Source organism: Roseibium limicola (genome assembly GCF_017313085.1).
Lineage (GTDB): Bacteria > Pseudomonadota > Alphaproteobacteria > Rhizobiales > Stappiaceae > Roseibium > Roseibium limicola.
On sequence record NZ_JAFLNF010000005.1, the window covers coordinates 229,803 to 252,700 of the forward strand.

Sequence of the window (22,898 nt, forward strand, 5' to 3'; positions counted from 1 at the left end):
TCAAAGTCTAGGAAGGAAGCTCGAATGTTCAGCCTTGAGGGAAAAGCCGCCCTTGTTACCGGTGCGACCGGTGGGATCGGCGAAGCCATCGCGCGGGCATTGCATGCCCAGGGTGCGACTGTTGCTCTGTCTGGGACACGGGCTGAGAAGCTCGAGGCTCTTGCGGCCGATCTTGGCGAGCGCGCTTTCGTGACCCCGGCCAATCTGTCTGACCGCGCTGCAGTCGACGCTCTTCTGCCGGCCGCCGAAGCCGTGATGGGCAAGGTCGATATTCTGGTCAACAACGCTGGTATCACGCGCGACAATCTCTTCATGCGCATGAAGGACGAGGAGTGGGACCAGGTTCTGGAAGTGAATCTGACATCCGGTTTCCGTCTTTGCCGGTCCGCCATCAAGGGCATGATGAAGCGCCGCACCGGCCGCATCATCGGCATTACCTCCGTCGTCGGCGTGACGGGCAATCCTGGTCAGGCTAATTATGCCGCCGCGAAAGCCGGCATGATCGGCATGTACAAATCTTTGGCTCGCGAAGTGGCCAGCCGCCACATCACCGTCAACACGGTAGCGCCGGGTTTCATTGAAACAGCCATGACTGATGCGTTGAACGACAAGCAGAAGGAATCAATTCTGCAAGGCGTTCCGGCCGGCCGCCTCGGCAAGGCTGACGAGATTGCGTCGGCCTGCAGCTATCTGGCCAGCGACGAAGCAGCTTACGTGTCGGGCCAGACCCTTCATGTTAACGGTGGCATGGCCATGATTTGATTGGGAAACTCTCCTCAAATCACGATGAGAATACCGGCCGCGTCCGCGCGGTCGGATCGGCTGGTCAAGGTGTAGAAAGTGTGATACCTAGCCGCCGACTATTGCAAGGGATGGGTCAATAGGCCAAATACTGTTGGCCACCACTGCCCTGTACAGACATCGCGCGTTCAAGCGGATGGGAAACGGTTCCCATGCTTGTGCGGCGACGTAGTAAACTCAGCCTTTCTATTGACCTTTGGGCTCGATAGAGTAGGCACAGGAAAAACGTGAAAACTCAAGGAAGTACAAAATGAGCGACATCGCGGAACGTGTGAAGAAGATCGTTATCGAGCACCTCGGTGTGGATGCCGAAAAGGTAACCGACAACGCAAGCTTCATCGACGACCTGGGCGCAGACAGCCTCGACACAGTTGAGCTGGTCATGGCGTTTGAAGAAGAGTTCGGCGTGGAAATCCCGGACGATGCAGCTGAAACTATTCTGACTGTCGGCGATGCCGTTTCCTTCCTGGAAAAGAACGCTGGCTGATTAAGCCGGTAAATTGACAGATTGGATGGGCGGCGCGGCTCCTTTTCAAGGAATAAGCTCGCGCCGCCGTTCTAAAAAGATGCAGGTCAATGAGGCGAGTAGTTGTAACAGGATTGGGCATGGTGTCTCCGCTTGGCGGAAACGTGGATGTCTCTTGGAAAAATATCGTCGCTGGCAAGAGCGGAGCCAATCGGGTCACTGACTTCGAAACTTCCGATCTTGCATGTCAAGTCGCTGCGCAAATTCCGCGTGGGTCAGCCGAAGATGGGGGCTACGATCCCAACGATTGGCTCGATGTCAAGGAACAGCGCAAGGTTGACGACTTCATTGTCTATGCTGTGGCCGCGGCTGATCAGGCCTTGGCCGACGCCGACTGGAAGCCGACTTCTTATGAAGATCAAACCCGCTCTGGTGTCTTGATCGGATCTGGTATTGGCGGATTGCAGGGCATCGAGACTGCGGCGCATACGCTGGCTGAAAAAGGCCCGCGCCGAATTTCGCCTTTCTTTATTCCGGGTCGTCTGATCAACTTGGCAGGAGGCTATGTCTCCATTCGTCATGGTTTGAAAGGTCCGAACCATGCGGTCGTGACCGCTTGCTCCACCGGCGCGCACGCCATTGGTGATGCCTCCCGTCTGATTGCCTTCGGGGATGCAGATGTAATGGTTGCAGGTGGCACAGAGTCACCCATTTGCCGTCTTTCGCTTGCAGGGTTTGCTGCTTGCCGTGCGCTTTCCACCGCATTCAATGACAATCCGGAAAAAGCTTCGCGTCCTTACGACAAGGCCCGTGACGGCTTCTTGATGGGTGAGGGTGCTGGCGTTGTCGTGCTGGAAGAGTACGAACATGCCAAGGCGCGTGGTGCCAAGATCTATGCCGAAGTTGTCGGTTATGGCCTTTCAGGTGATGCCTACCACATTACGGCACCTGCCGCTGATGGCGATGGGGCATACCGTTGTATGGACGCAGCATTGAAGCGAGCTGGCATCACAGCTGCGGAAGTTGATTACGTCAACGCCCACGGTACCTCAACGCCTCTTGGTGACGAAATCGAACTTGGTGCGATCACGCGCCTTGCCGGTGAATCCGCGTCAAAGCTGACCATGTCTTCGACGAAGTCCTGTACAGGTCACCTTCTTGGTGCAGCCGGTGCAATTGAGGCGATCTTCTCGGTGCTATCGATTCGCGACAGTATCGCGCCGCCGACAATCAACCTTGACGATCCTTCTGTTGAAACGCCAATCGATCTCGTGCCACACACGGCGAAATCGATGAACATTGACGTAGCCCTGTCAAACTCCTTTGGGTTTGGCGGCACCAATGCTTCTCTGGTTTTCAAGAAGGTCGCGAGCTAACAGCTCGCTATCTGACGAAACTAAGGAAAACGCCGCCGGATGACGCATTCGGCGGCGATCTTTTTTTGTTGTGCCTTTATAAAGTCTCAGCCTTGTCTCAAACAGGCGCAGGGAATTGGCTATCGAAGTCGATTGACCCCTCCGGGAAACAGACCCGGTGCTGCCGTTGAGCCATATCGGAGATGAACGGGAAGGAGCGATCAATGCGTATCAAGCCGAAAAGTCCACGGGAGGCTATTCAGCCTGAAGTGGCACCGGCACCGCCTCAGCGGTCGCGGCATGTGCGTAATCCGATCGTTATCCTAATCAATCTGCTGATCACCATTGCCGTGCTTGGGCTTCTTGGCGCCGGCTGTGGTCTGTATTTCGGCAAACAGGCTTTTGAGCAAGCCGGCCCCCTTGAAGAAGACACCACTGTGATCATTTCTTCCGGCGCAGGTCTCTCCGGTATCACTGATCGGCTTCAGGCTCAGAACGTGATCGACGACAACATCATCGACGAGCTTCTCTTCAACATCGGTGTCCGCTTTTACAAGAATGCGACCAAGCTGCAGGCGGGTGAATACGCTTTTGAAACCGGCGTCAGCATGGAGCAGGTGATGGACGCTCTGGTGTCCGGCAAAGCCGTGGTTCATCAGGTAACGGTACCCGAAGGCTGGAGCACCGCGCAGATCCTGCAGCGAGTGCGTGCGCATCCGGTTCTCGTCGGCGAAATCAACGACCTTCCAGGCGAGGGCGATCTGCTGCCCGAGACCTATACTTTCACCCGTGGCACGTCTCGTCAGGGCATCATCGACCAGATGCGCGATGCTCAGGATAAGGTTCTTGCGGATGCCTGGTCCCGTCGCGACCAGAACTTGCCGATTGAAACGCCGGAGGATCTGGTGATCCTGGCGTCGATCGTGGAGAAGGAAACCGCCAAGGCCGACGAACGCCCGCGGATTGCCGGCGTTTTCGTCAACCGTCTGAACCAAGGCATGCGCCTGCAGTCGGACCCTACGATCCTCTACGGCCTGTATGGCGGCGAGGCCTGGTTGAAGGACCGCTCGGCGATCAAGCAGTCCGAACTGAAAAAAGAGAATGCCTACAATACCTATCAGATCCAGGGCCTGCCGCCCGGACCGATCGGGAACCCGGGCAAGGCCTCGATGGAGGCGGTTGCCAATCCGTCTCGCACCAAGGACCTGTATTTTGTGGCTGATGGCACTGGTGGGCATTTCTTCTCAGAGACCTACGAGCAACACCAGGCGAATGTGCGCAAGTGGCGCAAGATCGAGAAGGAACTGCGGGATCGCGAAAAGCAATCCGGCACGACGGAATCGAACTGATCAGCGTGAATTAAGATCCGCTCCGGCGGCGAGGAGACGATTGATGACCGTAGCCAGCATGACCGGATTTGCACGCGTGCAAGGCGCAAGTGGCGTTGTTCGCTGGACCTGGGAGCTGCGCTCTGTCAACGGCAAGAACCTTGATGTCCGCATTCGAATTCCACAGGGACTGGACCCTCTTGAACAGAAGATCCGCGAGCGCTGTGCCGGGGCCCTGAAACGCGGGAATATCTCGGTCGGCCTATCAATGCAGCGCGACCAGACTGGCAACGCCCTGACCGTCAACGAGAACGCTCTGGACGCGGTTTTGAACGCTATTTCTCTGCTGCGAGACAAGGTGCCGGATATTGCTCCGCCGACGTTGGACGGGATCCTCTCTCAGTCCGGGGTGCTGGAAGTCAAGGATAGCGAAGACGATGAAGAGACGCGCGCTGCCATGATGCAGACTCTTCTGGCCACGCTGGATGAGGCCCTGCAGGCCTTGGTGGGCATGCGTCGACAGGAAGGGGCTGCGGTCGAAGCTCTGCTGACCGCTCAGGTCGACCGGATTGCCGAGTTGACGAGCCAGGCCGAAGTTCTGCCTGCCCGCAAGCCGGCCGCGATCAAGGCGCGTCTGAAACTTCAGGTGACGGAACTGCTGGAAGCTGGTGCCGGGGCCTTTGACCCTCAGCGTCTGCATCAGGAAGCTGTGCTGCTCGCGACCAAGGCCGACATCCGTGAGGAACTTGACCGCTTGGACGCGCACGTGACTGCGGTGCGTGATCTGATGAAGAAGGGCGGGCCGATTGGGCGACGCCTCGACTTCCTGGCTCAGGAATTCAATCGGGAAACCAACACGCTCTGCTCCAAATCCAATGACGTTGATCTGACTTCAATCGGCCTTGAGCTCAAGGCGGTGATTGATCAGATGCGCGAGCAAATACAGAACCTGGAGTGACCTTCATGTCCGAGACCCCCAAACCCAAAGCCGCAACACTGGTGACTGCGGATCAGGTCGACGCACAACGTCGCGGTTTGATGCTGGTCCTGTCTTCTCCCTCCGGTGCAGGCAAATCGACGATTGCCCGCATGCTGCTGGAGCGTGAAAAGGGCCTTGAGCTTTCCATTTCCGTAACCACCCGTCCACGTCGCTCTTACGAAGAGGACGGCGTGCATTACCATTTCGTTTCACAGGAACGGTTCTTCGAGATGCGGGACGGCGGCGAGCTGCTGGAATGGGCGGAGGTTCACGGAAACTATTACGCCACGCCACGGGCTCCAGTTGAATCTGCCATCGAAAGTGGTCGTGATATTCTCTTCGACATCGACATCAAGGGAACCTTCCAACTCTATGAAAAGATGCGGGAAGATGTTGTCTCGATTTTCGTTCTTCCGCCCTCCATCGAGGATATGAAAAAGCGACTGAAAGGCCGGGGCGAAGACGAGGATGCCGTGATCCTGCGCCGCATGGAAACAGCGGTCGGAGAAATGCGCCACTGGGTCCGTTACGACTATGTGGTGGTCAATGAGGTTCTGGACCGGGCCTATGAGGCTGTCCGCTCGGTTCTGCGCGCAGAGCGCCATAAGCAGGCTCGTTCGGCTGCGATAGGTCCCTTTATCGAAGGAATGGTGAGCGATCTGCAGGACGCACTCGACGGCTGAGCTTTCTTGGTTGCATTGAAAGTCCAGATCACAACGGCGTCGGAGCGAATGCTCAGGCGCCGTTTTGCTTGAAGATGTTGGCAAGACGGACAAACCCTGCCACGTCGATTTCCTCAGCCCGGGCAGTCGGCGCAAGCCCTGCAGCCTCAATGAGCGGTTCGGCGGGCTTGGCGAGACCCTTGAGGCTGGCGCGCAGCATCTTGCGCCGTTGTCCGAAGGCAGCTGCAGTCAGCTTTTCAAGTTGCTTCAGATCGCATTCAAAAGGCTCGGGACGGGGTGTCAGATGGATCACGGTTGACGTCACTTTGGGCGGTGGCGTGAAGGCTTTCGGGTTGAGGTCGAACAGCTGATCCGCGTGGGTTCGCCAGCCGGTAAGAACGCTCAGACGGCCATAGTGTTTGGATCCCGGTTTCGCGGTAATCCGCTCAGCAACTTCCTTCTGGAACATCAGTGTCAGCGACAGCCAGAACGGCGGCCATTGAGGGGTAGCGACCCAGTTTAACAGCAATTGAGTGCCGACGTTGTAGGGTAGGTTGGCGACGATGCGGATGTCTTCGCCCGGCGCAAGCTCTTGTGGGTTGATCTGCAGTGCATCTCCCTCAATCACGTGGAGCTTGCCATCGTAATGGCCGGAGATTTCCGCAAGAGCAGGCAGGCAACGTTGGTCCTTTTCAATCGCCACGACCCGTTTGGCACCAGCCGCCAATAAGGCACGTGTCAGCCCACCGGGCCCCGGTCCAATCTCAATAACGGTACAATTGGTCAGGTCACCGGCAGACCGGGCAATGCGAGACGTCAGATTGAGGTCGAGCAAGAAGTTCTGGCCCAGCGACTTGCGGGCATCAAGGCCATGAGAGGCAATGACCTCCCGCAAGGGAGGCAGGTTATCGATCTGGGCCATGGCTACAGCGCTCCCGGATTGCCGAGCACGGTTGCCATGCGCAGGGCTGCGACGAAGCTGTCTGGCTTGGCCTTGCCGGTACCGGCCAGCCCATAAGCCGTGCCATGGTCGGGCGAGGTGCGCACGAAAGGCAAACCGAGTGTCACGTTGACACCGTCATCGAAGGCCAGCGTCTTGGCGGGCACGAGAACCTGATCATGGTACATGCCAAGGGCACAGTCATAGGTTTGGCGCGCGCGTGCATGGAACAGCGTGTCGGCGGGCAGGGGGCCGGAAACGTCAATTCCTTCCTGCTGAAGGATTTCTACGGCAGGCGCAATGATGTCACGGTCTTCGGTACCCATGGTGCCGTTTTCGCCGGCATGCGGGTTCAGACCGCAGACGGCAATGCGTGGCTCGGCCAGACCGAAGCGTTCGCGCAGATCACGGGCGACGATCCGGCCTGTCTCGACGATCAGGTCGCGGGTCAGCTGCACCGGCACATCCTTAAGTGCGATGTGAATGGTGACAGGCACAACCATCAGATCCGGTCCGGCAATCATCATGACAGGCCTTAAAGGCTTGTCGAACGCCCAGAGCTTTTCTGCCAAGGCGCCAAGATACTCCGTGTGACCAGGGTAACTGAAGCCGGCTTCATAGAGGTTCGCCTTGTTGATCGGATTGGTCAGAACGGCGATGGCGCGTCCTTCGTGAACATCGCGAACACAGCCTTCAATCGAGCTGATGACGTCTTGGCCGGTGGTGGCTATTTCGTCTCCGGGTCTGTCTTCCACAGGGGCAGTGCCAGACACGACCGGCAGGCTCTTGGAGAAGGTTTTATAGGCGTCTTCGGGCTCGCCCAGCTGGATCGGCACGGTCAACCCGAGACGGTGGGCACGGTGCGCCAGAAGTCCGGGGTCAGCGCGCATATAGAACGGTGGCAGGCCGAGGTCCTTGCGGGCGACCCATGCCATCAGTGCGATGTCAGGGCCAATACCTGCCGGTTCGCCCATAGTCACGGCGACGGGCGTCTTGTTTTGTGGCATACAATTTTATTCCGGCTTAGCGGTCGACGATGGTTGCCCGGCGGCGAAGATCCATCAGGTAGCGGCGAGAAAGCTGCTCGCCTTCCTTTTCGCGCAGAACGTTTTCCATTTCCGTGCGCGCCGCGATATCAGACTTGATTTCGCGTTTTCCGCAAACGGCGATCATCTCATAGCCGCGGCCGGTTTTTTCCGCAGCAGTCAGTTTTCCTTCGCCGGCCTTGTCGATGGCCGTGCGCATGTTTTCAGGAATTTCCGTCTCCAGGCGGCGACCGATCGGCATGATCACGACCTCCTTGTAGGTGCCCAGAATGGGGCCAGATGTATCGCAGCCGCTGAATTTGGCGCGAATGGCATCCGATTCCCGCTTGCGTTGGGCGCGGAAGCCGTTGCTGGACTTCTGCGGAACGACCACGACTACACGCTTGAGGTCATACTCAATGCTGGTCTGCTGGTCTTTCATGTCCGATTTGCGCAGGGCGGCAATCACTTCGCTATCGGTAATGTCGACGGACGCCTGGAAGCGGCGCCGAACAACCTGTGACCAGGCGAGCTGCGCCCGCAGTCGGTCCTTCAGCGTGTCCGGGCTGACACCGTTCTGGCGCAGGGCTTGCGACAACTTCGAGGGAGATAGCTTCACATTGCTGGCGATGCTGCCAAACGCATTGTTGACGTCGCTCTCGCTGACAGTCACGCCAATGCGCTTGGCTTCTGCCAGTTTGATGCTGTCATCAATCAGTTCCTGCTCAGCCAGCCGCTGGGCGGTGGCCCCGGTCTTTCGCTGGGTCAGGCGGATCAGCTTGGCGCGTTGATTGACGTCATAATTGGTAATCGCTTGGTCATTAACGACAACCGCAATCGAAGTCTGAGCCCAAGCCTGTGCACCCAAAACAGGAGCAACAGAAAGGCCGAGAGCCAGAAGAACGTGTTTGAATGCCGGACGTTTGAAAGCCATGTGAACCTGGGTTTGTCGTTTGCTGCCGCCGGTTTGCGTCCTCGTGGTTGCCCACTCAGTCCCGGTAGAAAATCCTGAACGCGATCTTGCACAATTTGTATGCCAATTCAAAGGGGCAAAGAAATGGTAAGCCTTCGGTATTTTGCGGGCAGAAGCGGAGTTGCTTGCAAATAAACGGTATGCGATCTGTTGTTCTGCGTGCTCTCAGATCGAACTTTGCGTCAGATAGCCGCAAAGCTCTTTTTGGAGCGCGCTTGTGAAACGGTTAAATAAGTAAAATTTTCAGTGAGTTATATCAGGTGTCTGATTCTGTTTCTGCACGGGCGGATCAGTTTGCGCCGGAAGAGAACTGCGTGTTGCCGATCGTTCTCAAGCCAATGCGCAAGTAGAACGTCCGGTCAGTGTCTTCATCGCTATCACTGCGATCTTCGTCGTAAGAAAGCGAAATCGAGAAGCCCTCATCGTCGTAGCCGACACCGATTCCGTTTTGAACAATGTCCTTGTTCTCAAGATCGTAACGCATCGATCCAAAAATACGCCAATTGTCTTCCAGCTTCAGGCTGGTTGAACCGACGATTTCTTCGCGCGGGTCATTGATGCCGAGGTTCGGCTGCGCACCAAGGAAGGCATAAGCCAGCGACGAGACCACAGGGCCGTAGCTGCCGGTCGCCTGGGCTTGCAGACGGCGGACACGGAAGTCCTCGTCATCAAGCCGTGCCTGAGCACCGAGACGGACGCCGTATTGTGTGTCGAGATACATGCTGGCGACATAGTCTGATTGGGCCGTGGCGAGGCCGGAATCCTGAGTCGAGCCGAGAATATCGGTCGTCGCATAGGAGTTCTCGCCAGCGATATGATACGAGCGACCGATCAGCGCGCTCATGTAATAGCCGTTGTCGAGTTGCACTTTATAGCGCAGCCCTGCATTGACGCGCGAGCCGCCTTCCGCCCGATCAAAGCCGGAAAACTTGTCGTAATCAAACAACGTGGTGGAATCGAACACCAGGCTCTGGGCGTCTTCATTGGGAAGCTCACCGATCCGCGTTTCGTCCGGCCGCACGATGACCTGTGCCACCGGCTCGATGATCTGGTTGCCGCCCTTGAACGTCGCCAGGAAAGGATACCGGTATTCCAGCCCGGCGGCAGGCATTGCCCGGCCGGCAAAGGATTCACTTGTCAGCGCACTCACATCATTGTCGGCAGACGCAATGAAGAACAGATCACCACGCACATATGCGAACGGCGTGAAAACCTGCCCAAGCGGGTCGATAAAGCTTCTGCGCCAATCACTCTGAACGGAAAGACGCGAGAAGGTGCCGTCGATGCCACGAAACCGGTCAACGTTGCTACCTGTCGCCTGGAAGGCATCGGTTTCGGCCCGGGTAAGCGACGTGAAGTTGGATGTCAGAGACAGTTCACCGCCGAAAATCGGATCGTCAAACACATGATCATAGTCGATCACGGGCAGCACGAAGGGCTGCTTTTCCTGCAGTGAATCGCCGACCGACGAGAACAGCGTAGAGGTCGCGTCATTGACGCCGGTGGAGGTGTAGTCCTCTTGCGATAGCGAGAAAGAGTAAGCGCGGACGCTCAAGCCATTCCGGTCTGTACTGCCTTCCAGGTAGATCTCTGAGACCTCGCCATCGCCACTGATGTCAGCCATATCGTAGTCTTCAAGGAAACGACGGTCGCTCTTGAAGGTGACATCCCAACCATACTCCCAATTGGGGGCAAGGCGGAAGCGGCCGGACGTGTTGATCGCACCGCGCCAACGGTCACTGCCGCTGGTTCCGGAGAATTCGCCGGGGCGTGCCTGGAAGAGGCCGGCGCCGGAAACGGAATACTGGCCGGTGCCCAGGCGCTGGCGGAACTCGAAGCTTCCCAGCGTGCCCTGCTTGCTCAGTGGCGTAAGAGTGGTGGTGACGTCGAAGTGCGGGCTAAGTGCCCAGAAATAAGGAACGGAGACGCCGTAGCCGAGTTTGTCCTGATAGACGCCGGACGGAAGCAGGAAACCGGATTTCCGCTTCACTGTAGGGTCAGGCATGGAGAAATAAGGGAGATAGGCGATCGGCTGGCCGAAAAGCTCGAACGACGCGCTCTCGTAGTAGATCATCCGTTCCTTCTGGTCGTGGATGATCTTGGCAGCGCGGATCCGCCACAGGGGTGGCTTGTTCGGCGGATTGGTCGGTTTTGTGTAGACGGTGTAGAGGCCGTTCTCGATTGTCGTGGTGTTGCCTTCGGTCCGCGTTGCCTTCTCCGCAATGAAGCGGGTGCGTTGCGGCGTATCGATCTGCAGGGCGTTGGCAAAGCCCTCTGCGAAATCTTCCGTGAGGGTCAGTTCGTGGCTTTGAACCACATTGCCATCCGGCTCGACCATCACAACGTTGCCGCGCGCGGTCAGCGTTCCGACGCCACGGTCGAAGACGATCTGATCGGCATCGACCGTATATCCGATATAGTAGATCTGCACGCGACCGGTCGCGACGATGACATCGCGGTCGAAATCATAGGTCAGCTGAGCAGCTTCCAGAAGAAGCTGCTCATCGCTCTCCGGGAGAGCATTGGCGAAACTGGGTGTAAACCCGTTCTGCGCATGCGCGGGGGCAATCGCCAGGGATGCTGTGGCGAGAGCTGTGGCTGAGAGAAGGGCGGCGATCCCGACAGACCCAGCCTGGCGCACAAGGGCCAACGGCAGGCGAAGCAAAGCCTTCGCTGCGGCACGGGCGTGCCGGCAGCGGGTCTGTGTCAGGTCAGATCGGGCAATACTCTGCACGCGTCTTCTACCCATCTTCCTGATGCAATAGGATCGTAAGTCCCATCAGCACCCCAAATAGTCCCGGAGCCCAGGCTGCAATCGTCGGTGGGACAATCCCCGCGCCACCGAAGTCCTTTGCGAGCTCCGTTAGAACGTAAAGCACGAAGCCGGCGAGGATTCCACCCACAATCATCTTCCCGAGTCCACCAAACCGCGACACTCTAAGGGAAACTGCGGCTGCGATCAGTGTCATGGCCGCCAAAAGTAGGGGACGGGCGAGAAGCGTCTGATATTGCAATGCATATCTGTAGGCAGGAAGACCGGCATTTCTAGCAAGCTCAATAAACCGCGGAAGTTTCCAGAATGAGATTGATTCGGGTGAGCCGATGCTCTCGCGCACTTCCGTTGCCGTCAGATAGGTGCTGACTTCGTAATTGTCGTAGCGCTGCGGGTCTTGCTCGGTCGTATAGACCGTGACGTTTGTCAGATACCAGATTTGGTTGCCAAGGCGGGCGTTGTCCGCTTCCACCCGTTCGCGGAAGCTTCCATCCTTATCGAAGGTGAAGATGGTGACGTCCAGCAATCGGGTGCCCCCATCGAGCAACTTCTTGGCCAGCAGCACGCTTTCGCCATCCAGGCCGTCCTGACGGACCCAGATGTCATTGGTGGTCTGCATCAGCAGGCTTTCACCCGAGTCGAAAATGCCAGCGGCGATTTCCTCTGACTTCTGTTGCAGATAAACGGCAGTCGGATTGTAGACCGTAATGGAAAAAACGCCGATGCCGATGGCCGCGAGCAGCGCCGGAAGCATGAACTGCCAGGCAGAAACTCCGGCTGCCCGCGTAACGACAAGCTCCAAAGCACGGCTCAGGCTGACAAAGGCTGCGATGGAACCGAAGAGCACGGCAAAGGGAATGACCTGCTCAAGCAGCAGCGGCACTCTGAGCAGCGAGATTGCAGCGACTCGAAGTACTGAAAAGCCATCGCGATCCGATCCACGCCGCACCAGCTCCAGCACATCGAACAGGAATATAAGCACGCTCGCAAGCAGGAACAGCCCAAGAATGGTCTTCAGAAAGCGCGCAGAAAAATACAGCGAGAGTGTCCGCCCTAACAGCATGGATCAAGAAGCCCCCCCGTTCGGGCCGTTGGTGGCCGTAAGCCGCGAGGAGAGCTTTTCGATCCGCTCGGAGAGACCTTCCGCAGCCTTTGATAGCGGACGTGGCAGGCTCAGCCGCTGGCTGCGGACAATCGACCAGAGGGCGATCACGATGCCCGACACCGGGATGGCGTAAAGCAACACCAGAAGCAGTTGCGAGTTGCCGGCAATGGCGCTGGCTCCAAAGCCTGCAGTGCGCATGCCGATACAGCAGGCAATGGCGCCAAGGGTCAGAAGGCCCGCACTTTGCCGGGTTGAGCGCACGCGGCCCAGGAAGGCAAAAACCACGAGAGCAAATGACAGGCAATACAGCGGTTGGCTGATGCGTTCATGCAACTCGGTTTGCAGTCTGTCGTTGTGCTGTTGGGCGTAGCGATCATCGGGCGAGGGGGCCAGGAGATCGTAGGTGGAGCGCTCACTGGCCTTGTAGACGGGCTGCCCGGCTTCCGGGATCAGGCTTGAAAGGTCAAAGGCATAAGACTGGAAGCGGACGATGGAAATGTCGCCCTGTTGCTTTGGTTTGCGTTGGATCGTGCCGTTCTGCATGACCAGCAAGGTGCGGTTGGCTGCCTCGATGATCTGCCCGTTTTCGGCCTGATAGGTGAAAGCCGTTTCCTCGTCGCGCGTGTCGTGCAGCAAGAGGCCCTCAAGCGTGCCATTTCCGGAGCGATTGCGAATGTGGAAAGTCAGGCCGTCCTCAACCGAAATAAACCGTCCCGGCTTGACAATATTGGCGACCAGATCGGCGCGAACCCGCGTGATTTCATCGCGCAACTGCCCCAACCCCAGCGGCGCCACATAGAGTGACATGCTGGCCGACAGGGCGAACACCAGCGCTGCGAAGATCATCACCGGCTTGAGAACGAGAAAGCGTGAACCACCCGTCGCATTGATCACGATCAGCTCGCTGTCGCCGGACAAGGCATTCAGCACGAGGATCAACGCAATCATCAGGGCGAAGGGGGCGACAATGACGAGAAGGAACGGCAGCGCAAGGATCGTGATGCCGATGAACTGTAAGACAGTCTGGCCTTTGGAGGTCACAAGGTCGAGCTGGCGAAGAGCCTGGGTCGCCCAGACGACGCCGGTCATGGCTCCCAGTGTCATGACGAACACGAAGGCCGTGCGCCGAATGATGTAGCGTTCCAGAATTTTCATGCTGCGCCAGACCGGATTAGGCACCTCTTGTAGGGGAAGTGCGTCACTGGAGCAATAGCACCTATTTTGGTGAACCAAGGCTCAACAAGCATGGTAAATTTCTGGTCATAAAGTCGGCTCTTGCAGCTGCTATCGGTTGCCGCCATGATCGCAAACTTGAAAGAAGGCCTGCTTCGGCACCCTGATTGGCGGGCTTTTCCACGAGAGGTAATAGGATAGAAATGGCTCAACTCACCAAGGTCTCCTTCGCTAAGGTCTCCGCTCCGGAAAAGGGCACGGCTGTGGTTCTTGCCACAGACGAGATGGCCATGGGGGCCACGACCTCAGAGCTTCTTGGACGTTTGTCCTCAGGCTTGGAGAAGATTGCAGCAATTGGCGGGTTTACCGGCAAGAAGGGCAGCATTCTGGAGCTCATCGCACCTGCTGGACTTGAGCTTGACCGACTTGTCGTGCTGGGCCTGGGAAAGCCGCAAGAGCTGAACGAAGAGGACTGGCTTGGTCTGGGTGGTAAACTTCAGGCAGCTTTGGCGAAGGCCAAGGTAGAAACAGCATCGCTGCTGTTTGAAGCAGCAGGTCTGGAAGGCGAGACCGGGACATCTGCAGCTGCCAAGCTGGCGATGGGTGCCAAGCTGGCCTCCTACACTTTCGATACCTACAAGAGCGCAAAGCCTGACGATGACAAGCCGACAGCGTTGAAGCTGGAGATCTCGATTGAAGATCATAAGGCCACACGCAAGGTCTGGGACGATCTTGACGGTATCAGCGACGGCGTTCTGCTGGCCCGTGAACTGGTAAATGAGCCGCCGAATGTGCTTGGCCCTGTCGAATTCGCCGCCAAGGCCAAGGAGCTAGAGAAGCTTGGCGTAGAAGTGGAAATCCTCACCGAGAAGGAAATGACCAAGCTCAAGATGGGCGCGCTGCTGGGGGTGGCTCAGGGGTCTGTCCGTCCACCGCGACTGGCGGTCATGAAGTGGAACGGCGGCAAGAAGTCCGACGCACCGCTGGCCTTCGTCGGCAAGGGCGTGGTGTTTGACACCGGCGGCATTTCCATCAAGCCGGCTGGCGGCATGGAAGATATGAAGGGCGACATGGGCGGGGCAGCAGCAGTGACCGGCCTGATGCATGCGCTGGCCGCCCGCAAGGCGCGGGTCAACGCCGTCGGTGTGATCGGACTTGTGGAGAACATGCCGGACGGCAATGCCTACCGTCCGGGCGATATTCTCACCGCTATGTCGGGCACGACGATCGAAGTCCTGAACACCGATGCGGAAGGCCGCCTCGTTCTGGCCGATGCGCTCTGGTACACGCAGGAGAAATTCACTCCGGTCTTCATGATCGACCTCGCCACTCTGACCGGCGCGGTTCTCGTCGCGCTTGGTCACCTGATGGCCGGAATGTTCACAGAAGATGATGAGCTGGCGGAACGCCTGACCGCTGCCGGAAAATCCTCCGGTGAACCCGTCTGGCGTCTGCCGGTTTCCAAAGACTATGACAAGCTGATCGATACCCCCAATGCGGACGTGAAGAACACCGGTGGTCGGACGGCTGGATCCATTACGGCGGCCCAGTTCCTGCTGCGCTTCTCCAACGGCGTGCCGCATGTGCATCTGGATGTCGCCGGCACGGCATTCGGCGCGGGCAAGACCGACATCAACACCGGATGGGCCTCCGGATACGGCGTGCGCCTGCTGGATCGGTTCGTGGCGGATTTCTACGAGAGCTGATATCAACGAGTGGCAAGGCTTAAAACGAAAAAACCCGCCGGAAACGGCGGGTTTTTGTATTCTTGTCGCAGACTGTATTTCAGCAAGAGCGAGGCTGGTGTGTCCCGGAGGGCGCAGATGCTCAGCAGGTCTTGTAGGCCTGACAAGCAGAAGCCTCTTCGGTAACGATCATACCGATGGAAGCGGTTGCCCCTGCAAGTGCGAAAACCAGTGCGAAAAAAACGACAATACGAGCAGCCATGCCCATCCCCTTAAAACAACGCAGACAGGTTGGGCTTCAACCTGTTTAGCCAATTCATCCTTTTCAAAAGCCGCAGTTCAAAACAGCCCAGATAAGGATTTTTACCAATTCCCCGGACGACAGAGTTAGGCGATCCCGATTTGTGAAGGGTTAATGGAATGACGGGAAAGCAATGTCTATACGGATTTTCCCATGGGCATCGCATCGCGGGAATTTGTTGCCCTACCGCATCACAAAACCAGTGTTTGGCTGGGTAACGCCACGACTTTGACATAAGTTCCCAACATTTCTGCTCAAATAGGGCTGAAACATGAGATGGTTAAGCTGCTGCCCTGCGCGAGCTAGACACTCTCATCAGTCCGTGTGAGCGGGGTGGCTGTAACCAGATTCGTCAGACCTGCCAAACAGCCCGTCAATAAGCGTCTTGCCGGTGGTCGACTGTCGTGACTTCTCTCTTTAAAACGATCACGAAGTTCAATGCCCACACTCGATTGGCCCGAATCATGAGTACGGACGTCCTGTTTTACCATTTGATGCACCAGCCACTTGAGGCAGCCTTGCCGAAACTGCTGCTGAAGTGCCTGGAGCGGGACTGGACCGTGACGGTGCAGACGGGTACCAGCGAACGTCGCGATGCCTTGAATGCCCATCTGTGGACGTTCTCCGATGACAGCTTTTTGCCCCATGGCACGCTTGAAGACGACTTTCCCGAGCTGCAACCAATCTATCTCACACATGAGGTGGATAATCCGAACGAGGCGAATGTCCGTTTTCTCGTCGACAAGGCGACGCCTCCAGAGCTCGCCGCCTACGAGCGGGTCGTCTTTCTGTTCGACGGCAATGATCAGCAGGCGTTGGGACAAGCGCGCCAGCAGTGGAAGGTCAACAAGGACGCCGGTCATGCGCTGACCTATTGGCAGCAGACAGACACCGGTGGCTGGGAACGTAAGGCTTGAGCTTTTGGCTTTGCAGAGATCAAACGGAAACGAAAAAGGCCAGCTCCCAACGGGGACCTGGCCTTTTTTCTCATGTCGTCAACTGATTATTCGATAGGTTTGAGTTCGGTCGTCGCATTGCGGTCTTCTTCGTCAACAACGATCTGCGAGGTGCGTGCCGCCTTGATCTCATCGATCTTGCCGTGTGCAGCACCAACCCCCAGAAGAGACTTGGCCCACGCAAGAGTGGCCTCATCCACCGTTGCGTCCTCGTCAGAAACGGAACTGCCCGGCTTCGAAGAAGCGGACAGGATCGCGCTCTTCAGCGTGGCGTCGGAAACAGCGGTCGCATCAGTACTGGAGGCAGCAGCCTGCGCGGCAGTGTACTCCGACAAGGCTTCCGCAAGGTTCTCTGCTTCCGGGCTGTCGAGGGCGGCCGTCAGATCGACAATCTCCCCGTCCAGATAGACCGCCTGCGTGACGCTGATGGTCGCCTTATCAATCGCCTTAAGCTCACTCAGTCGCGTGGCCGCGCTTTCAAGCGTTGCATCATCATAGGGTGTCCCATCATAGGAACGGACTTTGGACAGACGGGTTCGGAAGGCTCCGACGGCAGACTGTACGTCTGCGTCGGCCTTTACGAAATTCTCGCGGGCTTCATCCTGGGCAATGGAAGCCTCGATATAAGCCTGCACCTTTTCCAGCCCCGGATCTTCCGAGGTCATGTAAACGCGGTAGCTCTGGTCCAGTTTGGAGTATTCTGCCGACACTTCGCCTGAAGTTACGACAGACTCAGTTTCCAGGGACTCTGCTTCCTTACCAGGATGTTCCGGAGGGAGGATAGAGACTGTTGCCAGGGAAGCCCGTTGCTTGGTGTTCAAACCATTGGCTGCTGGACGACGCGCGGTCTTCGGCCGGGATTTTTCAATCCCCAAGGCGCCGCCGATTGTTTTGCCAAGGAAGTTGGAGGCTTTGTACCCCATCTTGTTGATTGTCTTCGCTACATCGTCGCCATCCGCATGGGCGACGGTCGACAGATTCAGCTGACTTGTCAGGCTGCTCGGCCCAATGGGGAGCGCAGTCAACGCCAGGGCACCTAAGGCGATAATAATATTGCGCGATGTGGACATGCTTAGTCTCCCTTTGACAGGAGAACGCACCAAAGCCGATATGTTTCCGCCAAGCGAGCGAATAAACGCGGGCGGCAGATTCTCCGCTGCCCATACTCGCGCAGGCAAGAAGGGTTTTCGACATGGATGACACGGAGGTCGGCAGTGCAACGTTCCTGGCGCGGCGCGATGCGGCCCGCAGGCGGCTGGATGATCTGACCGGCGGAAAAGGAGGAACGGAACTGGATCGCAAGGACTGGTTTAAGACCGTCTACCGCGAAGCAGACGGCGATCCGGCTGCTGTCCCTTGGGCAGATATGAAACCCAAGCAAGCCTTGCTGGCCTGGCTGGAGAACAATCCGGGCAACGGGGAGAAGGCCCTCGATGTGGCCTGCGGTCTGGGCGACAACGCAGAGGCGATGGCCAAGGCCGGCTATTCAACCACCGCCTTTGATCTGGCGGGGGACGCCATTGACTGGGCACGCCAACGTTTCCCGCAGACGGCGGTAGATTATCAGGTGGCCGATCTGCTTCAAATGCCGGAGGACTGGAATGGTGCCTTCGATCTCGTTCATGAGTGCTACACGCTTCAGGCCTTGCAGGAGCCTTTGCGCTCGAACGCGCTCAAGGCATTGGCGGGATTGGTGAAGCCGGGTGGCCAGTTGTTGCTGATTACCAGATGTCGACCAGAGGGTGTCGCGGTAGACGGACCACCTTGGCCCCTGGCGCCATCTGAGTGGAAAACCTTTGAGAGCCTGGGCTTTACGCTTATGGAAGCGCATGAGTATGAGATTGCCCGCAAGGACAGGAGCATTCCCCACGTCCGGGCTCTCTTCCACAAGACCGGTTAGCGTTTGGGAGCTTAACCGATTTGAGCGAGAAGGTCGGTCAATTCCCCGAGGTGTGCCAACCGGTGAAACCGTTCAGTTGAGCTTGGGGCGTCGGCCTTTTCCATGGCCCAGGTGATCTCATAGGGCACATGGACGCCGTGAGCGCCCGCTGAGAGAGCCGGCAGAATGTCGGACTTCATCGAGTTGCCGATCATCATGGCCTTGTCAGCCCCAGCCCCGTGACGCGAAAAGATCCGGGCGTAAGTGGCATCGTCTTTTTCGGAGACGACTTCTACCGCTTTGAAGTAATTGGCCAGCCCGCTTTCCGCGACTTTGCGCTCCTGATCGAAAAGATCGCCCTTGGTGATCAATACCAGTTGGAACTCGGTGCTGACGACCTTGAGCGTTGCTTCCACGTGGGGCAAGGGCTCCACCGGATGAGACAGCATCGCTCTGCCGGCTTCGAGGATCTCGCCGATCACATGACCTGGGACATTGCCGCCTGTCACTTCGATGGCGGTCTCGATCATCGATAAAGTGAAGCCTTTGATGCCGTAACCGTAGTGGCCGACATTACGCCGCTCGGCTGCAAGCAGCCGTTGGCGCAAGTGATCACCTTCCGCATGATCCGACAAGAGCTCGGTGAAGCGGGTTTCCGTCAGCTGGAAAAACCGCTCGTTGTGCCAAAGCGTGTCATCGGCATCGAAGCCGAGCGTTTTGATGGAATGGGGCATGACGCTTCCCGTTAGCTGGCGGCTTCATACTTGGCAGAAAGCTTCAGCCATTCCTCTTCGGTCTTTGCCAGTTTCTTTTCGCAGAAGGCCCGCTCCTTGGCGTATTTCATCGCTCGATCGGGAAGTTTCTGGAAGAAGTCCGGATCCGAAAGTGCCTGATCCAGCTTGGCGATTTTCTCCTGGAGACGGGTGATTTCGGCTTCGGCCACGTCGATTTTGGCGCGCAGGGGCTGCAACTGAGAGCGCTTCTGTGCGGCTTCCCGGCGTTTTTCCTGGCTTGAAGCTGCAGAGGCTTCCTGATCGACAGCTGCCTGCTTTTCCCGAGCCTTCTGGGCTGCTTCCGGGCCCTGAAGAATGAGGCGCTTGTAGTCCTCCATGTCGCCATCGTAGGGAGCCACCTTGCCGTCGTGCACCAGCCAAAGCTGATCGGCGCAGGCCTCCACCAGGTGGCGGTCATGCGAGATCAGAAGTACCGCGCCCTTGTAGTCATTCAGGGCGTGAACCAGTGCTTCACGGCTGTCGATATCCAGGTGGTTGGTCGGCTCATCGAGGATCAGCAGGTTCGGACCATGGAAGGTCGCCAGGCCAAGCAGCAGCCGGGCCTTTTCACCACCCGACAGATCCTTCGCAGGGGTGTCCATGCGATCGGTCGGCAGGCCAAACCGGGCAACACGGGCACGCACTTGCGGCTCGGTCGCCTGTGGCATCAGAGTGCGAACATGGGCAATCGGGGTTTCAGCTGGGCGCAGTTCGTCCAACTGATGCTGGGCAAAGAAGGCGATCTTCAGCTTCGATGCACGCGCCAGCTCGCCACCCATAGCTTCCATTCGGCCGGAAATGAGCTTGGCGAAGGTGGATTTGCCGTTGCCGTTGGCGCCCAGAAGCGCGATCCGATCGTCCGTATCGACGTTCAAGGTCAGATTCTTGAGAATGGCTTTGCCGTCGTAGCCGACGCTGACGCCTTCCAGTTTCAGGATCGGCGGTGCCAGGCGACCGACCGGATCAGGGAAATGGATGGGGCGGGAGCTTTCTTCCGTTAGAGCGGCTATCGGCTCCATCTTTTCCAGCATCTTCAGTCGGGCCTGGGCCTGACGTGCTTTTGAAGCAGTATAGCGGAAGCGGTCGACAAACGTCTGCATATGCTTGCGCTGGGCGTCCTGCTTTTCCTTCGCCTTCATCTGCAGCATCATGGTTTCGCGACGCTGCCGGTCAAAGCTGTCATAGCCGCCGGTGTAATAGGTCAGCTTGCCCTGCTCGAGATGAACGATGGAGTCTACCGCCTTGTTCAGGAGATCGCGGTCATGCGAGATCAGCAGCACCTGATGCGGATAACGCGCAACGTAGCTTTCTAGCCACATGGTGCCTTCCAGATCGAGATAGTTGGTCGGCTCATCCAAAAGCAGCAGATCGGGTTCCGCAAACAGCACAGCCGCCAGCGCGACGCGCATGCGCCACCCACCAGAGAAGGCGGAACACGGGCGAGCCTGTGCCGCCTCATCAAAGCCGAGGCCAGACAGAATGGAGGCCGCGCGCGCTTCTGCGGTGTGGCTGTCGATATCAGCCAGTCGCATGTGGATCTCGGCGATCCGTTGCGGGTCTGTGGCGGTCTCGGCCTCGGTCAGCAGGGAGGCACGCTCGGTGTCGCCGGCAAGAACCACTTCAAGCAGTGTTTCTTCTGTGCCTGGCGCTTCCTGCGCCACCTGCCCGATGCGGGCCTTCTTGGGAATGGTAACAGAGCCGGTCTCGCTCGACAGGTCGCCGGTGAGCAACTTGAACAAGGTGGACTTGCCAGCTCCATTGCGGCCAACCAGGCCGGTCTTGGCCTTGGGGGGCAAGGTGACACTGGCATTGTCAATGAGAAGTCGGCCGCCGATGCGGAATGTAAGGTCTGTAACTTGCAGCATGGGGCGAGAAATGGCCGACGCGCGAAGCTGTTGCAAGCAGAAAGTTTGGCTAATTGTGCAACTGCTAAACGATAGGGTTTATTCGGTCACAGTATCGGACAAAAACAGACTGACAAAGCCCCACGCATAGCTGGCCAAGAGCTCTTCGCACAACACCACCTCACGTGTCTCGGCATCCCAGTAGGACCGGGGAGTGCCGCATCTGCGTGCGCTAAGGGTTAGGCCTTCCGGGAACTGATAGAGCTTGTCGATCTGCCGCCCGATCATGTGCAGCAGACCGCTCTCCTTGATGAATAGCCCTAGGGGGTCCTCATCCGAGGTGTCGAGAATGACCTTCACACCATGGTCGGCCGATTGATCATTTGCAGGCCGATGCTCCGCCGTCAGGCTTTGCCAGAGGTCGTGGGCTTGAAGATAGCTTTCGGGGCAAGCGTCGAGATTGTCGGCGGGAAATCCCAGATCGAGTGCCAGGTCGCCAAGACCGATCATGTCGGACCCGGCGAGAAGGCACAGCAAACGACGATTTGCCAGTTCATCTGTCTCAGGGGAGGTGACTTTACCCGCGTCATTGGCCCCATCATTGTCGGCAACGTCCTGCAGGGCAAAGCGACCGATCAATCCGTTCGATAGGAACAGTTCGATGCCCGGTCCGCTGAAGCTCGACATCTGCACCGCCGCAATCTCGTCCAGGGTGCGGCTCGGATCCAGTTCGGAAGATAGGGCAAAGCTGGAAATCACCGCTTTGGCCATCTGTCGGTGGACCGCGAAATAGCTGTTGCCCGCGACAAAGACGAAAAGCTCGTTGCTGGTTTCCGAATCCAGACCCTGCATCAGGGTGAGCAGCGGATCTTGCATCACATCATAAGGAACGAGAGCCTGCTGTTCAGACACCTGATCCTCTTCGGACTGTTCTGGAAGTTCCTCACGAGTGGCAGCCGTTGCTTGATCTGTGGACAGGGGAGGCGCGGAGGCGAAAAACACTGCCAGCATGGCAAAGCTCAGCACATGCCTCAGCCAGCGGAGAGACGGGGAGCGGGCGGAGAGGCGCATTAAGTCCGACCGATTGGTCAGGCCAGACTTGGGAGAAATTTCAGCATCAGGCAATTGCAGGCGACAGCCCATTTACAAACACTCCGGTCCACCGGTTCACTCCATGTGAGGCGGCATACGAGGCAGCCGGGCGGGTCTCGAAGTTTACCTCTTTGAAGAGGATTGTGCCAGCAACGCGAACATCTTGCCTGTGAGCGAGGGAGCTGTGACGCAAATTTGTCATGAAGACGCCCCCTTGCGGTGTGGTTCCAGCAAAGTTATAGGAGGCGCGAAATTCGAATCGGGAGCGTGGTTTTCTAGCCTGCTCCGTCAAGCGGTCAAACCTGACCGGAACACAAGAAAGTTTAGAGACCCATGGCGATTGAACGCACGTTTTCCATGATCAAGCCGGACGCCACCAAGCGCAATCTGACCGGCGCAATCACCGCAAAGCTCGAAGAAGCTGGCCTGAGCGTTGTCGCTTCGAAGCGCGTATGGATGTCCCTGCGTCAGGCAGAAGCATTCTACGCAGTTCACAAAGAGCGTCCGTTCTTTGGTGAGCTGACAGAGTTCATGGCGTCCGGCCCGACCGTTGTTCAGGTTCTGGAAGGCGAAAATGCCGTTGCCAAGAACCGTGAAGTTATGGGCGCAACCAACCCGGCTGACGCTGCTGAAGGCACAATCCGCAAGGAATTCGCTCTCTCCATCGGTGAAAACTCCGTTCACGGTTCTGATGCTGCTGAAACCGCTGCCGAAGAAATGGCATTCTGGTTCGCTGGCAACGAAATCGTCGGCTAACAGCGCCCTCGCTGTCTGAGTTTGAAAAGGGC

At 57.7% G+C, this 22,898-nt stretch carries 20 protein-coding genes; 10 read left to right on the forward strand and 10 right to left on the reverse strand.

The window, feature by feature from the left end; all coding sequences use genetic code 11:
* Positions 1–24 precede the first annotated feature (24 nt).
* The 6 genes from fabG (at position 25) to gmk (ending at position 5,612) form a co-directional block, all read left to right on the forward strand.
* The gene (gene fabG, locus J0X15_RS13130) at positions 25–762 is read left to right on the forward strand and encodes a 3-oxoacyl-[acyl-carrier-protein] reductase (protein WP_206941519.1); all 738 of its coding nucleotides are present in this window, start codon (positions 25–27) and stop codon (positions 760–762) included.
* A gap of 289 nt (positions 763–1,051) precedes the next feature.
* Positions 1,052–1,288, forward strand: coding sequence for an acyl carrier protein (locus J0X15_RS13135; RefSeq protein ID WP_206941521.1), 237 nt, complete (start codon positions 1,052–1,054; stop codon positions 1,286–1,288).
* 89 nt (positions 1,289–1,377) lie between these two features.
* The gene (fabF, locus tag J0X15_RS13140) at positions 1,378–2,643 is read left to right on the forward strand and encodes a beta-ketoacyl-ACP synthase II (protein ID WP_206941533.1); all 1,266 of its coding nucleotides are present in this window, start codon (positions 1,378–1,380) and stop codon (positions 2,641–2,643) included.
* Positions 2,644–2,846: 203 nt separating this feature from the next.
* Positions 2,847–3,971, forward strand: coding sequence for an endolytic transglycosylase MltG (mltG, locus tag J0X15_RS13145; RefSeq protein ID WP_206941538.1), 1,125 nt, complete (start codon positions 2,847–2,849; stop codon positions 3,969–3,971).
* Between the two features lie 43 nt (positions 3,972–4,014).
* Positions 4,015–4,908, forward strand: a complete 894-nt coding sequence (locus J0X15_RS13150; protein ID WP_206941539.1) for a YicC/YloC family endoribonuclease — start codon at positions 4,015–4,017, stop codon at positions 4,906–4,908.
* Between the two features lie 5 nt (positions 4,909–4,913).
* Positions 4,914–5,612 carry a guanylate kinase gene (gmk, locus tag J0X15_RS13155; RefSeq protein WP_206941540.1) on the forward strand — a complete coding sequence of 233 codons (699 nt, stop codon included), beginning with the start codon at positions 4,914–4,916 and terminating at the stop codon, positions 5,610–5,612.
* Positions 5,613–5,664: 52 nt separating this feature from the next.
* Here the strand turns inward: gmk and rsmA are convergent, their stop codons facing one another.
* The 6 genes from rsmA to lptF form a co-directional block, all read right to left on the reverse strand.
* Positions 5,665–6,513, reverse strand: coding sequence for a 16S rRNA (adenine(1518)-N(6)/adenine(1519)-N(6))-dimethyltransferase RsmA (gene rsmA / locus J0X15_RS13160; protein ID WP_206941542.1), 849 nt, complete (start codon positions 6,511–6,513; stop codon positions 5,665–5,667).
* 2 nt (positions 6,514–6,515) lie between these two features.
* Positions 6,516–7,538 (reverse strand): 4-hydroxythreonine-4-phosphate dehydrogenase PdxA, encoded by a 1,023-nt coding sequence (gene pdxA / locus J0X15_RS13165; protein WP_206941544.1) that lies wholly within the window; start codon positions 7,536–7,538, stop codon positions 6,516–6,518.
* Between the two features lie 16 nt (positions 7,539–7,554).
* Positions 7,555–8,490, reverse strand: coding sequence for a SurA N-terminal domain-containing protein (locus tag J0X15_RS13170; protein ID WP_206941546.1), 936 nt, complete (start codon positions 8,488–8,490; stop codon positions 7,555–7,557).
* A 328-nt stretch (positions 8,491–8,818) separates the two neighbouring features.
* Entirely contained in the window at positions 8,819–11,263 is a 2,445-nt protein-coding gene (locus J0X15_RS13175; protein WP_209015323.1) for an LPS-assembly protein LptD, read from the reverse strand.
* Between the two features lie 7 nt (positions 11,264–11,270).
* Entirely contained in the window at positions 11,271–12,365 is a 1,095-nt protein-coding gene (gene lptG / locus J0X15_RS13180; protein ID WP_206941550.1) for an LPS export ABC transporter permease LptG, read from the reverse strand.
* A 3-nt stretch (positions 12,366–12,368) separates the two neighbouring features.
* Complete coding sequence (gene lptF / locus J0X15_RS13185; protein WP_206941551.1) at positions 12,369–13,562, reverse strand: LPS export ABC transporter permease LptF; 1,194 nt, start codon at positions 13,560–13,562, stop codon at positions 12,369–12,371.
* Positions 13,563–13,783: 221 nt separating this feature from the next.
* Between lptF and J0X15_RS13190 the strand changes: the two genes are divergently transcribed.
* Positions 13,784–15,286, forward strand: coding sequence for a leucyl aminopeptidase (locus J0X15_RS13190; RefSeq protein WP_206941552.1), 1,503 nt, complete (start codon positions 13,784–13,786; stop codon positions 15,284–15,286).
* A 744-nt stretch (positions 15,287–16,030) separates the two neighbouring features.
* Positions 16,031–16,483, forward strand: a complete 453-nt coding sequence (locus J0X15_RS13195; protein WP_206941553.1) for a DNA polymerase III subunit chi — start codon at positions 16,031–16,033, stop codon at positions 16,481–16,483.
* Positions 16,484–16,569: 86 nt separating this feature from the next.
* Here the strand turns inward: J0X15_RS13195 and J0X15_RS13200 are convergent, their stop codons facing one another.
* Positions 16,570–17,592 (reverse strand): hypothetical protein, encoded by a 1,023-nt coding sequence (locus tag J0X15_RS13200; RefSeq protein ID WP_206941554.1) that lies wholly within the window; start codon positions 17,590–17,592, stop codon positions 16,570–16,572.
* A 122-nt stretch (positions 17,593–17,714) separates the two neighbouring features.
* On the opposite strand from J0X15_RS13200, the gene J0X15_RS13205 reads away from it, so the two are divergent.
* Positions 17,715–18,422, forward strand: coding sequence for a class I SAM-dependent methyltransferase (locus J0X15_RS13205; RefSeq protein ID WP_206941555.1), 708 nt, complete (start codon positions 17,715–17,717; stop codon positions 18,420–18,422).
* An 11-nt stretch (positions 18,423–18,433) separates the two neighbouring features.
* Here J0X15_RS13205 and J0X15_RS13210 read toward each other — a convergent pair whose 3' ends face one another.
* The 3 genes from J0X15_RS13210 to J0X15_RS13220 form a co-directional block, all read right to left on the reverse strand.
* Positions 18,434–19,135 (reverse strand): HAD family hydrolase, encoded by a 702-nt coding sequence (locus tag J0X15_RS13210; protein WP_206941556.1) that lies wholly within the window; start codon positions 19,133–19,135, stop codon positions 18,434–18,436.
* A gap of 11 nt (positions 19,136–19,146) precedes the next feature.
* Positions 19,147–21,039: an ABC-F family ATP-binding cassette domain-containing protein gene (locus J0X15_RS13215; protein WP_206941558.1), complete on the reverse strand. Its 1,893-nt coding sequence runs from the start codon at positions 21,037–21,039 to the stop codon at positions 19,147–19,149.
* A 78-nt stretch (positions 21,040–21,117) separates the two neighbouring features.
* A complete protein-coding gene (locus tag J0X15_RS13220) occupies positions 21,118–22,161 on the reverse strand; it encodes a DUF4344 domain-containing metallopeptidase (RefSeq protein ID WP_206941560.1) in 1,044 nt (347 codons plus the stop codon).
* Between the two features lie 282 nt (positions 22,162–22,443).
* On the opposite strand from J0X15_RS13220, the gene ndk reads away from it, so the two are divergent.
* Positions 22,444–22,866 carry a nucleoside-diphosphate kinase gene (ndk, locus tag J0X15_RS13225; protein ID WP_206941563.1) on the forward strand — a complete coding sequence of 141 codons (423 nt, stop codon included), beginning with the start codon at positions 22,444–22,446 and terminating at the stop codon, positions 22,864–22,866.
* Positions 22,867–22,898 lie beyond the last annotated feature (32 nt).